This is a genomic window from Phyllobacterium sp. NPDC097923, from assembly GCF_044760925.1.
GTDB lineage: Bacteria > Pseudomonadota > Alphaproteobacteria > Rhizobiales > Rhizobiaceae > Phyllobacterium > Phyllobacterium calauticae.
Genome location: NZ_JBIWBL010000001.1, coordinates 1,074,200 through 1,088,572, shown reverse-complemented (window position 1 = coordinate 1,088,572; position 14,373 = coordinate 1,074,200). Strand labels below are relative to the sequence as shown.

At 61.1% G+C, this 14,373-nt stretch carries 17 protein-coding genes; 2 read left to right on the top strand and 15 right to left on the bottom strand.

Annotated features, from left to right (window positions below; all coding sequences use genetic code 11):
- Positions 1 to 9: 9 nt before the first annotated feature.
- The 3 genes from ACIQWS_RS05465 to ACIQWS_RS05455 form a co-directional block, all read right to left on the bottom strand.
- Positions 10 to 1,590 (bottom strand): L-aspartate oxidase, encoded by a 1,581-nt coding sequence (locus tag ACIQWS_RS05465; RefSeq protein ID WP_403171545.1) that lies wholly within the window; start codon positions 1,588 to 1,590, stop codon positions 10 to 12.
- A gap of 43 nt (positions 1,591 to 1,633) precedes the next feature.
- Positions 1,634 to 2,707, bottom strand: coding sequence for a quinolinate synthase NadA (gene nadA / locus ACIQWS_RS05460; RefSeq protein WP_403171538.1), 1,074 nt, complete (start codon positions 2,705 to 2,707; stop codon positions 1,634 to 1,636).
- A 285-nt stretch (positions 2,708 to 2,992) separates the two neighbouring features.
- Positions 2,993 to 3,208, bottom strand: coding sequence for a hypothetical protein (locus ACIQWS_RS05455; RefSeq protein WP_163600290.1), 216 nt, complete (start codon positions 3,206 to 3,208; stop codon positions 2,993 to 2,995).
- Positions 3,209 to 3,347: 139 nt separating this feature from the next.
- Between ACIQWS_RS05455 and ACIQWS_RS05450 the strand changes: the two genes are divergently transcribed.
- The gene (locus ACIQWS_RS05450) at positions 3,348 to 4,580 is read left to right on the top strand and encodes an MFS transporter (protein WP_346306476.1); all 1,233 of its coding nucleotides are present in this window, start codon (positions 3,348 to 3,350) and stop codon (positions 4,578 to 4,580) included.
- 6 nt (positions 4,581 to 4,586) lie between these two features.
- Here the strand turns inward: ACIQWS_RS05450 and ACIQWS_RS05445 are convergent, their stop codons facing one another.
- From ACIQWS_RS05445 to ACIQWS_RS05425, 5 genes are all read right to left on the bottom strand, one after another.
- Positions 4,587 to 5,765, bottom strand: coding sequence for a glycoside hydrolase family 5 protein (locus ACIQWS_RS05445; RefSeq protein WP_403171511.1), 1,179 nt, complete (start codon positions 5,763 to 5,765; stop codon positions 4,587 to 4,589).
- Positions 5,766 to 5,917: 152 nt separating this feature from the next.
- Positions 5,918 to 6,205 carry a PTS sugar transporter subunit IIB gene (locus tag ACIQWS_RS05440; RefSeq protein WP_346306474.1) on the bottom strand — a complete coding sequence of 96 codons (288 nt, stop codon included), beginning with the start codon at positions 6,203 to 6,205 and terminating at the stop codon, positions 5,918 to 5,920.
- 27 nt (positions 6,206 to 6,232) lie between these two features.
- Positions 6,233 to 6,694 carry a PTS sugar transporter subunit IIA gene (locus ACIQWS_RS05435; protein ID WP_403171486.1) on the bottom strand — a complete coding sequence of 154 codons (462 nt, stop codon included), beginning with the start codon at positions 6,692 to 6,694 and terminating at the stop codon, positions 6,233 to 6,235.
- A gap of 24 nt (positions 6,695 to 6,718) precedes the next feature.
- On the bottom strand, positions 6,719 to 8,122 hold the full coding sequence (locus tag ACIQWS_RS05430) for a PTS galactitol transporter subunit IIC (protein WP_223611293.1): 1,404 nt from the start codon (positions 8,120 to 8,122) through the stop codon (positions 6,719 to 6,721).
- A gap of 227 nt (positions 8,123 to 8,349) precedes the next feature.
- On the bottom strand, positions 8,350 to 8,856 hold the full coding sequence (locus ACIQWS_RS05425) for a DUF6622 family protein (RefSeq protein WP_346306472.1): 507 nt from the start codon (positions 8,854 to 8,856) through the stop codon (positions 8,350 to 8,352).
- Between the two features lie 76 nt (positions 8,857 to 8,932).
- Here ACIQWS_RS05425 and ACIQWS_RS05420 point away from each other — a divergent pair, with 76 nt between their 5' ends.
- Positions 8,933 to 9,526: a TetR/AcrR family transcriptional regulator gene (locus ACIQWS_RS05420; RefSeq protein WP_403171465.1), complete on the top strand. Its 594-nt coding sequence runs from the start codon at positions 8,933 to 8,935 to the stop codon at positions 9,524 to 9,526.
- A gap of 26 nt (positions 9,527 to 9,552) precedes the next feature.
- Here ACIQWS_RS05420 and ACIQWS_RS05415 read toward each other — a convergent pair whose 3' ends face one another.
- From ACIQWS_RS05415 to ACIQWS_RS05385, 7 genes are all read right to left on the bottom strand, one after another.
- Entirely contained in the window at positions 9,553 to 10,071 is a 519-nt protein-coding gene (locus ACIQWS_RS05415; protein ID WP_403171458.1) for a PaaI family thioesterase, read from the bottom strand.
- Positions 10,068 to 10,844 (bottom strand): DNA repair protein RecO, encoded by a 777-nt coding sequence (gene recO / locus ACIQWS_RS05410; protein WP_403171449.1) that lies wholly within the window; start codon positions 10,842 to 10,844, stop codon positions 10,068 to 10,070. Before recO ends, ACIQWS_RS05415 begins: the two co-directional genes overlap by 4 nt.
- A gap of 15 nt (positions 10,845 to 10,859) precedes the next feature.
- Positions 10,860 to 11,798: a GTPase Era gene (gene era / locus ACIQWS_RS05405; protein WP_346306467.1), complete on the bottom strand. Its 939-nt coding sequence runs from the start codon at positions 11,796 to 11,798 to the stop codon at positions 10,860 to 10,862.
- Entirely contained in the window at positions 11,795 to 12,508 is a 714-nt protein-coding gene (gene rnc / locus ACIQWS_RS05400; protein ID WP_346306466.1) for a ribonuclease III, read from the bottom strand. The genes era and rnc overlap by 4 nt, the downstream gene beginning before the upstream one ends.
- A 7-nt stretch (positions 12,509 to 12,515) precedes the next feature.
- Positions 12,516 to 13,298 (bottom strand): signal peptidase I, encoded by a 783-nt coding sequence (gene lepB / locus ACIQWS_RS05395; protein WP_288194245.1) that lies wholly within the window; start codon positions 13,296 to 13,298, stop codon positions 12,516 to 12,518.
- An 89-nt stretch (positions 13,299 to 13,387) separates the two neighbouring features.
- The gene (gene acpS, locus ACIQWS_RS05390; protein WP_223611301.1) at positions 13,388 to 13,792 is read right to left on the bottom strand and encodes a holo-ACP synthase; all 405 of its coding nucleotides are present in this window, start codon (positions 13,790 to 13,792) and stop codon (positions 13,388 to 13,390) included.
- Positions 13,789 to 14,349 carry a DUF2062 domain-containing protein gene (locus ACIQWS_RS05385; protein WP_346306465.1) on the bottom strand — a complete coding sequence of 187 codons (561 nt, stop codon included), beginning with the start codon at positions 14,347 to 14,349 and terminating at the stop codon, positions 13,789 to 13,791. Before ACIQWS_RS05385 ends, acpS begins: the two co-directional genes overlap by 4 nt.
- Positions 14,350 to 14,373: the final 24 nt, after the last annotated feature.

Here is a 14,373-nt window from a genome sequence, read left to right as displayed (position 1 = left end):
CGCCTGCGCCTAAGCGCGTTCCATCATGTCGCCGACATAGGCCTGCGCATCGTCCAGTGTCAGGAATGTCCGGTGCTGCCATTCCCGGCGTTTTTCGGGAAAATCGGTGCGGAAATGGCCGCCGCGGCTTTCCTCGCGACGCAAGGCACTGACCGCCACCAGCTTGGCGGTGGCCAGCACATTGCGGAATGCCGGATCGCGGTTGGTCTGTTCAAGCGCGAGAATGGCCTTCAGCCCGGCGCGCATGTCCTCGCCGTTGCGGATCACCCCGAAGCTGGCGCTCATGGTCTTGCGCAGCGTCGCCATGGCGGAACTGTCGCCTTCGCTCTGCAAGTCATCGCGGTCGACCGATCCGGCCGACCAGTTATCGACCGGTTTTGCGCCGTCCCTGCCGATTTTGGCAGCGATGCGGGCAGAGAACACGACTGCCTCCAACAGCGAATTGGATGCGAGGCGGTTGGCGCCATGGGCACCCGTGGAGGTGCATTCGCCGCAGGCCCAGAGGCCGTCAATCGAGGTGCGCCCGTCGGCATCGGTGAGGATACCGCCCATGAAATAATGGGCGGCGGGAATAACGGGGATGGGCTGGGTCACGGGATCAATGCCGGCGTCGCGGCAATAGCGGTACACCGTCGGAAATTCGTCGGGGAACGCCGCGCCGACCGCCGTGGTGCAGTCGAGCCAGGCGCCCCGCCCCGCCATGACTTCGGCATAGATGCCGCGCGCCACCACATCGCGCGGGGCAAGTTCGCCATCGCTGTCGATTTTCAGCATGAAGCGCTCGCCATCGCGGTTGATCAGTGTCGCGCCATGGCCGCGCAGCGCTTCGGTTGCCAGCGGCGCCGGGTCCTTGTGCACGTCAAGCGCCGTCGGATGAAACTGCACGAACTCCATATCGGCCATCATGGCACCCGCGCGCGCCGCCATGCCGATGCCCTCGCCGCGCGCCTCGGACGGATTGGTGGTGACCGCATAGAGATGCCCGATGCCACCCGTGGCAATGACGACCGAACGGGATGCAAGGCGTATCTTCTCGCCCCGGCCCGCATCGGCGCGGGCAATCACCCCGGTCACGGCGCCTTTTTCCGTGGTGATGTCTTCCACCACATAGCCTTCCATCACGCGGATGGAGGGGGTGTTCTCGACGGTGTGCACCAGCGCCTGCATGATGGCACGGCCCGCCATGTCGCCCCGCACGCGGACGATGCGGCTTTCCGAATGCGCCGCCTCACGCGACACCTGCAGCTTGCCTTCGAGATCGCGGTCGAACGGCACGCCATAGCCAAGCAGGTCATGCACGCGGGCAGCGGCTTCCGTTGCCATCAAACGTGCAATGCTTTCGTCCACAATGCCATCACCGGCGGCCATCGTGTCGGCGACGTGCTTGTCCGTCGTATCGCCCTCGGAGACGGCGGCGGCAATGCCCGCCTGCGCCCAGGCGGAGGAGGCACCGCGGCCGATGGGTGCCGCCGCGAGAATGGTGACGGGACGCGGCGCAAGCTTCAGCGCGCAAAACAGGCCAGCCAGACCGCCACCGATAATGATCACCGGCTCAACCGGCGCCGGGGCCTTGGAGAATGGTACGCTCATCGGAATTACCCCCTGTTGCCCAGCCGGGCCGTTGGGTTGAAGGTCAGTTCTTGAGGTTCACCATGCGCTCGACGGCAAGACGGGCACGTTCGGCAACCAGCGGATCGACGTGAATTTCCTCACGCATGTAGACGAGGCTTTCCAGAATGTTCGGCAGCGTGATGCGCTTCATGTGCGGGCACAGGTTGCACGGCTTGATGAACTTCACGCCGGGCACCTCCGACTCGATGTTCGACGCCATCGAGCATTCCGTGACGAGAAGCACCTTTGCGGGCTTCCGGTCCTTCACGTAATTGATCATGCCGCTGGTGGAGCCGGTATAATCGGCGATAGCCACGACTTCCGGCGGGCATTCCGGATGGGCAATGATCTGGATATCCGGATCGGCAATCCTGTAAGCCAGAAGCTCATCGGCGGTGAAGCGCTCATGCACTTCGCAATGCCCCTTCCAGGTGAGGATCTTGACATCCGTCTGGGCGGCGACGTTCTGCGCCAGGAATTCGTCGGGAATGCACAGAACCCGGTCAACGCCAAAGCTTTCAACCACCTCTACGGCATTGGCCGAGGTGCAGCAGATATCGCTTTCCGCCTTCACCTCGGCCGAGGTGTTGACATAGGTGACGATCGGCACGCCGGGATAGGTTTCCCGCAGCAGACGGACATCGGCGCCGGTGATGGATTCAGCCAGCGAACAGCCGGCTCGCATATCCGGAATAAGAACGGTCTTCTGCGGGTTCAGCAGTTTCGAGGTCTCGGCCATGAAATGCACGCCGCACTGGACGATGATTTCGGCATCGACACGCGTGGCCTCGCGGGCCAGTTGCAGGGAGTCGCCGACAATGTCGGCAACGCAATGGAAAATTTCCGGCGTCTGGTAATTATGCGCGAGAATGACGGCGTTGCGCTGCTTCTTCACCCGGTTGATCGCCGCCACATAGGGCGCGTAGACAGGCCATTCGATGCGGGGAATATGATGCGCAACCCGCTGGTAGAGGTGTTCGGTTTCCGCCGCCACTTCCGGGGTGAAAGACAGGTCCGGCATGGTGAGAACGCCGAAACGCTCCGCTGCGGATGGGCCGGAGACAGGGCCGTTTACGGTGCGCGCAGTGCTGGTCATCGTCTTTTCCTCCAAGGGCAACCTCCTCAGATTGCCTGCTGCCGATCATTTATACTCAATATGAGCATATTTGTGATCAAAAGAAAAACGGCAAGGCCGTCGCTGAATACATAGGCCAATATTTCCGCCGCTTCAAGGGGCAGATTTTCAACAATCGGCTAAAGATTGCGGGAGGAATGAACGCGCCGAAGACAATCCGGCGCGAGTATTCCCTGTGTCACGCATGACGTGCGAGCCGATGGAAACGCCCGGCTTGAGGGCATTTCCCCGATTTATTTCAGAGGGTTAGTACGTGGTTCCCCGGTGGCGGTAATAGTTGCGGTCCTGCCGGTCGCGTTTGGCCGGGCTGTCGCCACCCAGACGCGGCGAGCAGTCGGTGAATATTTTCGCGTTGATATCCGTTGGCCGGTCGCAAAAGACCAGCGGGCTCACCCGGCCCGAATTGGCGCAACCGGCCAGGGTAATGGTGGTCAAAGCCAGAAGTGGCAGAAGAAATCGCATCGGGAAAGCCTTTGTCTGTATGTGCGGGGAATGAACGGACCCATAACGTATCAATTGCGTTGATGTGCCAATTCACATCTATTCAATTGATTGAGAGTACAAATAGGATAATTCTCTCCTGGATTTAAGGGGAGAGACCATGATTCAATCGCGCACAGCAAAGCCTGCGGGCTTACCGTGGCTGATCATCACCGCCGGTTGTCTCATCGCGGTCATGACATTCGGCCCACGCTCGGCCATGGGTCTTTTCCAGTTGCCGCTGCTGCATGACAAGGGCTGGGACCGCACCACATTCGGCATGGCCATCGCCTTGCAGAATCTGTTCTGGGGTATCGGCCAGCCCTTCTTCGGCGCCATCGCCGACAAGTTCGGCACATGGCGGGTCCTGCTGATGTCGGCGATCCTCTACAGCGCCGGGCTGATCCTGATGGCATGGGCTTCCTCACCCGGCATGCTCTATATCGGCGGCGGCCTTCTTGTCGGCCTCGGCATCGCCTCCGGTTCCTTTGGAACGATCCTTTCCGCATTTGCCCGCAATGTTTCGGCCGAAAAACGCACCTTCGTCTTCGGCCTCGGCACCGCAGCGGGTTCCGCCGGCATGTTCGTGTTTTCGCCGCTCAGTCTCGCGCTGATCGAGCGTTTCGGCTGGTCCGATGCGCTTGTTTATCTCGGCATCGCCATGCTGATCGTGCCGCTTCTCGCCATCCCGCTGCGCGGCAATTCCACCAGCGGCCGCGTCAGCGAGGCACAGTACAAACAATCCATGGGCGAAGCCCTGCGCGAAGCGCTCGCCCACAGGAGCTATGTGCTGCTGACGACAGGCTTTTTTGTCTGCGGCTTCCAGCTGGCGTTCATCACCGCGCACTTTCCCGCCTATATCAGCGATATCGGCATCGATGCCAAATATGCGGTGCTGGCGCTGGCCCTGATCGGCTTTTTCAACGTGATCGGTTCGCTGGCATCCGGCGTCATCAGCCAGCGCTATTCCAAGCCGAAATTCCTCGCCTATCTCTATATCGGCCGCTCGGTGCTGGTGGCGGCATTCCTGCTGCTGCCGCAGACCGGCGCATCCGTGGTGGTGTTTGCCATCGTGATGGGGCTGATGTGGCTTTCAACCGTACCGCCGACCAATGCGCTGGTCGCCATCATGTTCGGCACGCGCTATCTCGGCATGCTCGGCGGCATCGTCTTCTTTTCGCACCAGGTCGGCTCCTTCCTCGGTGTCTGGCTGGGCGGTTATCTCTACGATCACTTCGGCAGCTACAACCCCGTGTGGTGGCTGAGTGTCGTCCTCGGGATTTTCGCCGCCATCGTGCATTGGCCGATTGAAGAGCGCCAGGCGGACCGCCCCGCCCTGCAACCGGCCGAATAGGCTGCGTTACGGCTGAAGGCGCTTGCGGATGGGTTCGAATTCCGGCGTGGCCTTGCGCTTGACCGGATCCGGCTCGTTCGCATCGATGGCTTCCCAGTACTTCCAGTTCACTTTTTCCGATCCGAGCTCGTAGTCCATGCCGTCCCAGCTGTCCTCGCGGAAGCTGTAGAAGGCCCAGTGCAGCCTGTCTTTGTCGAACACGGTCAAGACATCCTCGAGATAGGCCTTGCAACCCGCAAGCATGCGCATGCAGCCATACTCGCCTGCGACCAGCCGGTTGAGCGGGATATGATGCGCTTTTGCCCAGTCGACCGGCTTGGCGAGGTAATCAGCCACCGCGCGCGCATTCCATGTCACCGTTGATCCGGCATAGGGAACCTCGCCGGGATAGGCATAGGGCTTCTTCCGCTTGATATTCGGCGCGCTTGTTGCTTCGTAGGGCTCGTACATGTGGAAGCTGTAAACGACCTTCGTGTCATCGAGCGGCTTCGGCCAGTAGCTAAAGGCATCGGCAGCCGCATACCACCCGGCATCCGCCATGACAGGCGTTGCGGGATCGACCTTGCGGATTTCGGCGATCACCGTGTTGTAGAAGGCGATCAGGTCGCGCGAGCCGCCCTTCTGCTTGCCGTACCAGGCCTGCATGTCCGCAACACCGGCGTGTTCGGCAATACCGCCCATCTTTTCCGGCGCGGGCTCGTTGATGATGTTGTAGGCCGCAATGGCGGGATGATCCTTCAAGGCGGTCGCCAGATCCCGCCAGAACAGCGCGGCTTCCTGCCATTTTGCCTTGTCCTGCCAGAGCCGGTCATCGAACTTGCCGTTGTTGTTCTGCGACCAGCGCATGGATGGCAGGGACAGCGGCGTGATGACGACCTTGAGGCCGGCCTTATCAGCGCGGTCGAGCGTTGCCTTCAGCGTGGCAAGATCGGCTGCGGGAATGCCTTCATAGTGGTCGGCATCGCCGATGAGGAAATCCCGCTTGGCCGGCTTCCACTTGTCGTAGGAGAGCCGCACCCAGCTCGCGCCATATTTTTTCAAGGCATCGAAATAGGCCTGGTCCGGCGGCAAGCGATTGAAACTGTTGCCGCCATGCTGCGGCGTATCCCAGAAAGTGATGAGATCGGCGGCATTGGCGGCGCAGCTCATGGCGAGGGAGAGAAACAGGGTCGTCGCGATACGCATGGGCACTCCTTCGGATCAATTGTCAGAGGGACAACTGACGGGGCACTGCGGCGGCAATGGGCCGGGTTTTGCCCGGCATGATGGTTATAAACAGAAACCGCCGCCTGACGGGTCAGACGGCGGCGATTTGCACCGATATGGTAAGCGGAGTGTTAATCGCGCAATGCCGCCTCGATCTTGTCGAGTGCCTCGGCCTTGCCGATGCCGGTGAGAAAGGCGAGCGTCGTGATCACCGGCTTGCCGAGATCCTTCGGCAACTGGGTGGTGGAGACGACAAGGTCGACATCATCGATCTGGCTGGCTACCTCGGTCGCCTTGCACTGGCGCGAATTGAACGTAATGCCGCGTTCCTTCAGCGCGTCCTCCACCGCGTGAGCGACGACGGTCGACGTCGCGATACCGGTTCCGCAGGCGAAAAGTACAGTCTTTTGTTTGGTCATTGGTCCCTCTTCATCCCGGATGGCGCGTCAGGCCAAAAGCCGGGTCACATCGTCAACAGTGGTGGATCGCATCAGGGCGGAGATCGTGTCCGCCGACTGAATGGTCAAGGCGATTTCCTGCAGCATTTCGATCTGCTGGTCCTTGTCGTTGAGGGCCATCAGAAAAACCACGCTGACCTGCAGTTTTTCCTCCGGGTCCTCCATATTGCAAAAGGCCACCGGCCTGCACAGCGTCGCCATGGCGAGGCCCGGTTTCAGCACATGTTCCGGGTCCGTATGGGGAATGGCAACATTGTTGTCCAACCCTAGCGGCAAGCCGGTGGGCAGCGCCGCCTCGCGGGCAAGCACCGCTGCGGCAAAGCTCGGCTTCACATAACCCAGGCTGTGCAAACGATCGGAAAGAATCCGGATCACGTCCTGATCATTCCCGGCCTCGACCCCAAGGACAATCGCCCCGGGATCGAGATAGCTCATCAGGGCTTTCGCCATTCACTTACTCCAGTATACGTCTTGTCATGCAGTCTTGTCGGCGTTCTCATCGGCACCGGCGGCACGTTCCCATGCAGCGGTGTTGCGGTGATAGGCCCAGAAGGCACCCGCGATGACGATGGCAATGACACCAAGACCCGCCGCGCCGAGACCGCGGATCGCAGCGATCACCGCATAGGACACCCACAGGAACCCGTCGACGACGCTGGTGATCTGCACCGCATTGGCCGGCATCTTGAAGCCGGACGACTGGGCGGCACTGGTGAACAGCGGCGCCAGCGCGTTGGCGACGTAGAAGCCGACAGCCAGCGTGAAGGTGCCGACAATGACCATGCGGAAGACATTCCCCTTCAACAGCGGCGCTGTCATGGCGACGATGAACGGAATGACCGCCAGATCGGCAAAAAGAATGACGCGGTTGCCCGGCAGGATCACCGAGAGGATGATGGCAATCGGCACCAGGATCAGTGACGAAGAGATCGCCGCGGGATGGCCGATCAGAATTGCCGAATCAAGCCCGACCAGCAATTCCCGGTCGCCCGTCCGCTTCTTGACGAAAGCCTGCGCCGCATCGGAAACCGGCAGAAGCCCTTCCATCAATATCTTGACCATGCGCGGCAGCAGCAGCATCACGGCAGCCAAGGTCATGCCGGTCTGCAGCACCTTGCTGAGAACCACGCCGAAATCGCCGGCGTTGTAGTAAGCGATCACGCCGAGCACGAGACCGATGATCAAGCCGAGAATGACCGGCTCGCCGAAGACGCCGAAGCGCTTTTCGAAGGTTTCGGTGTTGATCTCGATCTTGTTGATGCCGGGAATCCGGTCGATGATCCAGTTCAAGACGATGGCAATCGGCAGGATTTGTGCTGAGGCCAGATGCGGCACGGAAATGCCGGGAATGCCATAGAACTGCTGCACGGCCTTGGCCGACCAGTCGGCAAACAGCAGGCAGAGCGCGACCATCAGCGCCGCGACGATCAGGCCGTAGGCCAGGCTGTCGGTGGCGGCGACGGCGAGCGAGCCGATGAAGGCAAAGTGCCAGAAATTCCACACGTCGACGTTCAGCGTGCGGGTCATGCGCGTCAAAAGCAGCACGATATTGACCGCGATACCGATGGGGATCACCCACAGGCCGACGGACGATCCGAAGGCGATGGCAGCGGCCGACGGCCAGCCCACATCGACGATATCACGCTGAATGCCGGTATTGGTGACGATCGCCTTGGCGACATCGCCAATCGATGTGAGCATCAGCCCGAGCACCAGATTGATACCGATAAAGGCAACGCCGATGGTGACGGCTGCACGGAACGCGCGCCCCACCTTGGCGCCAAGAACCACGGCAATGATGAAAATAACGATCGGCAAGAGGACCGTCGGCCCCATCGTGTCGACGGCAGCCTTCAGGCCCGCCAAGAAACTGTCCATTTAAACCTCCCCAGCAACCCTGCGGCTGCGATACCCCAAACGCTGTTTTTGCGTCGCGCCAATGTTTGACAGGATATGCGGGAAAAACTAGCGGATTTTCCGAAAATTCGACCGAAATTCACACTTGTGCGCGGCGATTTCGCTGCAATTTCCCAGTTCCTGGGCAGATTTTCACAGACAGGGTAAAAGCTTGGTCATTCAGGCCGGCAAACCCCGAAAATGCGCGTTCAAGATGCCTCTGGAACCGGCACTGCCTGCTGGTCGCGATACCGCAGCGCAAGATTGACATTGCGTCCTGCGGTCATGCCGAGAAACCACGCCCAGACACCCGCGGCAATCGGCTGGACCGGCCAAGCGGCAACCCATGAAGCATGGGATTCGATGCCGTAATGCAGGGTGAATTCGAAGGCGAAGCTGCCAAGGATAATCGCGAACATCATGATGTCACCCGGCACGGTGATCTGTCCGGCCTGCCGGTCGATTGCGATGGTCCAGCGGCGGGCGTGATGCCAGCCGAGCGCCAGCCCGATGACGAGCCCCAGCAGCGCGGCGAGAATGTCCCGATCCACCGGATGCGGAAACAGGCCGAAGAACCCGCGAAAACCGAGAGCCGCAAACAACAGGGGCATGATGAGAAGCCGCCGGATGCGGATCGTGCGTCGGAAGCAGCGCGTAACCCCGACCCACATCAATGCAATGAAGATAAAATAGACGTAGACCGGGATATGTGACATGGCAAAATCCGTTCTCATTGTCAGTTCATCTCAAATAAACTACAATCCTAACAGTGTAAAGATAGTCTGGATACGCATGGACGAACACGATCAAAACCCCGCCGGTTATCATCATGGCAATCTGCGCCGGGCACTGCTTGCCGCCGCCCGCGGGCTGCTGGAGGAACGCGGCCCCGGCGCCTTGAGTTTGCGTGAGATCGCCCGCCGGGTCGGCGTATCCGCGCCTTCGGCCTATCATCACTTCGCCAGCCTCGATGCCATTGCCGTGTCGCTGGCCGAGCAGGGATTCACGGAATTCGCCGAGCAGCTGGAAGCAGCCCCAACCAATGCCAAGGGCATGCTGGCGCCGACCGGCGAGGCCTATATCGCCTTTGCCCGCGCCAATCCGGCGCTTTACCGCCTGATGTTCGGTGAAGGATTGCGCGGTGCCTCGAGGGAAAGCGAGGCCGTGCGTGCGCTGCGCCAGCGCGCCTATGAAAAGGTCAAAGCCGGCCTGTACAAAAGACTGCCGGCAGAAGAGGTGCCCGCAGCCGCCCTGTTTCTATGGTCGCTGACCCACGGGCTGGCATTGCTGATGATCGACGGGCAAGTGGACGCCGGGGCTGATGCCGACGCATTGATCCGCCAGGTTCTGAGACTGTCGGGAACCGGCTTGCCGAGCGCCGGGTAGCAAGATCTGATTTGCTGTCAAAAGCCTCAGCCGCCGCGCATGAAACTTTCGAGCGGGAAAATCGCGCACGTCTCGGTGCCGTGGGCCAGCAGCTTGCCGTTGGCATCGCGCAGGAAGGCTTCCGAGGTCGCCAGCGTGCGGCCGCGATGCACCAGCTTGCCCTCGCAGAAGACAGGGCCGGTATCGGGCGACAGCGGCCGCACCAGATTCACCTTGAATTCCACCGTGGTGTAGGCTTCGCCCGGCTTCAGGGTCGTCATCACGCAGCAGGCCAGCGCAGAATCCATCAGTGTCGCCACCCAGCCGCCGTGGATGCCGCCCAGCGGATTGAGATGTTCCTGCGCCGGGACGCCCGTGAAGACAACCCGGTTCGGCTCGACCTCATGCAGGGTGAAGGACAGGGTTTTGGCCATGGGCGGAGCGGGATACTCCCCGCGCAGCATTGCCTGCAGGACATCGAGACCGCTTCGCTTTGCCAGATCGGCAAGCGGCAGCGTACCGATGCCACCGGGAAACGCGATGGCAGGCATGGTATCTGAACTCATGATTGTGCTGACCTTTCCTGTGCGGCCTGGCCCTGCCCTGCCGTCCTTGATATCGATCGCGATACCGCCGTCAAAAATCCGTCGCGCGACTCCGGCGCCTTCAGCGCCCGCGGTTCCCAGACGTGACGGGTGAAGAAGAAACTGGTCAGACGGAAAGCATCCGTCAGTTCGGCGAGCGACGCCGCCCGCACCTTCGAACTGATCATGAATGGCGGCATCACCAGCAGCTTGTCGGCCCAGGGCGCACCCGCATCGCGCGATACAGCCCGGCCGGATTTCGGCGAGACATAGGCAAGGTTGTCGCCGCTGCCCGTCGCCGCGCAGCGTTTCAGGTCGAGCCCGAAACCCAGCTCCTCCAGCATCATCACCTCGAAGCGCAACAGCAATTCACCCGAGATCAGCGGGTCGTCGCAATGTTCGAGGATGATGGCGAGTGTCTCGAAAAGCCCCTGGTGCGGATCACGCTCCGGCAGGAGGCGCAGATGCGCTGCAGCCAGCTGCAGCGCATAGAGGCCGACGGGCTGTTCGATCAGCCGGGCGGCGGCAAAGGATACCGGCTCGACCTGCATCATGCCAAGATGCTCGTCAATGCGCGCGCGCCAGATCACATCCACCCGGTTGCCCGGCTGCAGCAGCGGCTGCATGCGGCGGGAGCGGCCGCCGCGCACCAGCCCCATATGGCGGCCATGCGCGCGCGTCATCAGTTCGAGGATCGCACTGGTTTCCCCGTGCCGCCTCGTTCCGAGTATGATTCCTTCATCCCGCCATTCCATGAGGCGAGACTCGCGCTATCCGTGCGGGAATTCAAGGCCCATTTCGCGGTAACGCTCGGGATCATTGCCCCAATTGTCGCGCACCTTGACGAACAGGAACAGATGGACCTTCTGTTCGAGGATTTCCATCAGCTCCTTGCGGGCGGACTGGCCGATGGCCTTGATCGCCTGCCCCTCGTGGCCGAGCACGATCTTCTTCTGGCTGTCGCGCTCGACATAGATCACCTGCTGGATGCGGACGGAACCATCCGGCTTCTCCTCCCAGCTTTCGGTCTCGATGGTCGACGAGTACGGCAACTCATTGTGCAGGCGCAGGTAAAGCTTTTCGCGGGTGATTTCCGCCGCCAGCATGCGCATCGGCATATCGGAAATCTGGTCTTCCGGATAATACCACGGACCTTCCGGCAGGTTGTCCGCGAGGTACTTCAACAGATCCTTGCAGCCATAGCCCTTCAGGGCCGAAATCATGAACGTCTTGTCGAAATTCACCTTCTCGTTGGCGCGCTGCGCCAGTTCCAGGAGTTTCGGCGCTTCGATGCGGTCGACCTTGTTAAGGACGAGAATGACCTTGCGTTTCTTCTCGTGCAGGCTGCCCAGAATGGCTTCCGCCTCTTCGTTGATGCCCTCTTCCACGTCGATCAGCACCAGAATGAGGTCCGCATCCTTGGCGCCGCCCCAGGCTGTCGTCACCATGGCGCGGTCGAGCCGGCGCTTGGGCTTGAAAATACCGGGGGTATCGACCAGCACCATCTGCGTGCGGTCGTGAATGACGATGCCGCGCACCAGCGCGCGCGTGGTCTGGACCTTGTGGGTGACGATCGAAACCTTGCTGCCGACCAGCTGGTTGACCAGCGTCGACTTGCCGGCATTCGGCGCGCCGATCAAGGCGATGAAGCCCGAACGCGTCGGGCCTTCGGGCTGGGCCGTTTCCGGCGTTACGTCCTGGTCGGTCATATCTGTCCTTCTTCCTGCGTCTTCTGACGGACGCCTTCCCGGTAAAGCAGGGCAACGGCCGCTTCCTGCTCGGCAATGCGCTTGGAGCGCCCCATGCCGGTGGCTGGCGCAAAACCCTTCACCTCTACCTTCACCGTAAATTGTGGATCGTGGTCCGGGCCGGTGCGTTCGACCACGCTGTATATGGGCTGGGCACCATCCTGCTGGTGTGCCCATTCCTGCAATTCCGTCTTGGGATCGCGCTGCGCCGAGTTGATCTCGCGCGAGCGGGCATCCCAATACCGCTGGATGAAAGGTTGCGCCGCTTCCAGCCCGCCGTCCAGATAAATCGTTGCGATCAGCGATTCCACCACGTCGGCACGCAGGCTTTTCAGCCGCTTGTCCGCCAGTCCCTTCACATCGGAACCGGTGCGGATGAATTCATGCAGGCCGATTTCATCGGCCACCGCAGCGCATGTATCGGCATTGACCAGCGAGTTCAGGCGCAGCGACAATTCCCCTTCGCTCGCGGTCGGATAGGCGCGAAAGAGCATTTCGGCAATGACCAGCCCGAGAACGCGATCGCCGAGGAATTCGAGCCGTTCATAATCCGATCCGACCGACTGGCGGGCACTGGCATGGGTCAGCGCGCGCTCCAGGCGGGCGAGGTCGCGAAATGTGTGGCTCGTCTGCTCCTCCAGTCTGCGAACGGCGTCAGCGGACAGGGTCATGGGCGGCTCATTGGCTCTTCGGGGTGAAGGAGGTTCCGTTCACGCTGTGAAGCAGACGGTCAAAGCGCAGCTCCGACGGCCAGCGCCACAGTTCCAGCGGGCTCGCCTTGCCGGCAATGGAGAAGAAGATGATGTTGGCACGGCCGATGAAATTTTCGAAGGGCACGTAGCCCACGTCAAAGCGGCTGTCGGCGGAATTGTCGCGATTGTCACCCATCATGAAATAATGGCCGGCAGGCACAACGAATTCACGCGTGTCGTCGCCGAGGCCGTTGGGGGTCAAATCGAGCGTGTCATAGGTCACGCCGTTCGGCAGCGTTTCGCGGTAGACATCCACGGGGCGGTTGACTTCGGTGACATCGGGATTGTTGATCTGGCCGACCTTGACGCGCGGCACGGCGACGTCGTTGAGGTAAAGCACGCCGCCACGCATCTGCACACGGTCACCGGGAAGGCCGACGACGCGCTTGATGAAATCCAGCGATGTATCGTTGGGCTTGCGGAACACGGCAATGTCGCCGCGCTGCGGCTCGCTGGCCCAGATGCGCCCGGAAAACAGGTTCGGCGCAAAGGGAATGGAGTATTTCGAGAAGCCGTAGGAGAATTTCGAAACGAAGAGATAATCGCCCTCAAGCAGGGTCGGACGCATCGAGCCGGACGGAATGTTGAACGGCTGGAACAGCACGGTCCGGATCACCAGAGCGAGCAGCAGGGCCTGCACGACAACGCTGATCGTCTCGCCAAGACCGCCAGATTTTTTCACAACAGATTTGTCGCTCACGCTCGTCATATCTCCAAATTTCTAAGCTGCACCCTCTTAACCGCTGAATCTGCAGGGAGCAATGCTACATAGCTCTGCTCAATGGCGTTTGATTGCGGCTATTCCACGATTTTCAGCGCTTCGATAATCACGAATGCTTGCGCAAGCGGAAAATCGTCGGTGATCGTCACATGGATGTGCGCGGTATGTCCGGCGGGCAGAATCGCCTCAAGCCGACGGGCGGCACCGTTGGTCAGCCGCATCGTCGGCGCGCCGCTCGGAAGGTTGATCACCCCCATGTCGCGCCAGAAAACACCTTCGGACAACCCCGTCCCGAGCGCCTTGGCGCAGGCCTCCTTGGCGGCAAAACGTTTGGCATAGGAGGCGGCGCGCAGCTTGCGCCGTTCGGAGCGGGCCTGCTCTACCGGCGTGTAGACACGATCGATGAAGCGCTGGCCATGCCGCTCCAATGTCTTTTCAATGCGTCTTATATCAATCAGGTCACTGCCGATCCCGATGATCATGAGGGTTCGGCCACCTTTTCCAGCGCATAACCGGCCTTGCGGCGGTTCTGGAAGCTGGCGACGATCCAGCGGGTCGGGAAATAGACCACAAGGGCGGCGATGAAACCGAGGGGGATCGCACCGATCAGCATCGGCTTGACGATCGGGCCCCACAATTCGGCGAAATCCAGATGCCGCAGCATATGGCCGAGGTGGTGCGGGAAAGGCTCGTCGCTGGGACCGCCGCTCAGGATGAACCGTCCGGCCTCCAGCGTCGCGCCCCAGATGAACGGCAGGAACAGCGGATTGCCGAGCGTCGTGCCAAGGATGGCGGCGGCGATGTTGCCGCCGATGATCCAGGCAATCGCCAGCGCCACGGCGATATGCACGCCGAGGATGGGAATGAACGAGGAAAAAATGCCGGCGGCAAGTCCCGCAGCAATAGCGTGCGGGGTCGCCCGCAGCCGCAGCACGCGCTTGCCGAAATAGCGCAGCGACCGGCCGACCGAGCGGCGCGGCCACACTGCAGTACGCATCCGTTCACGGAAGCCCGGTTTGATACGCCGTTTGAAGAGCATTGGTATTCAAGTCCCTCGACGCCG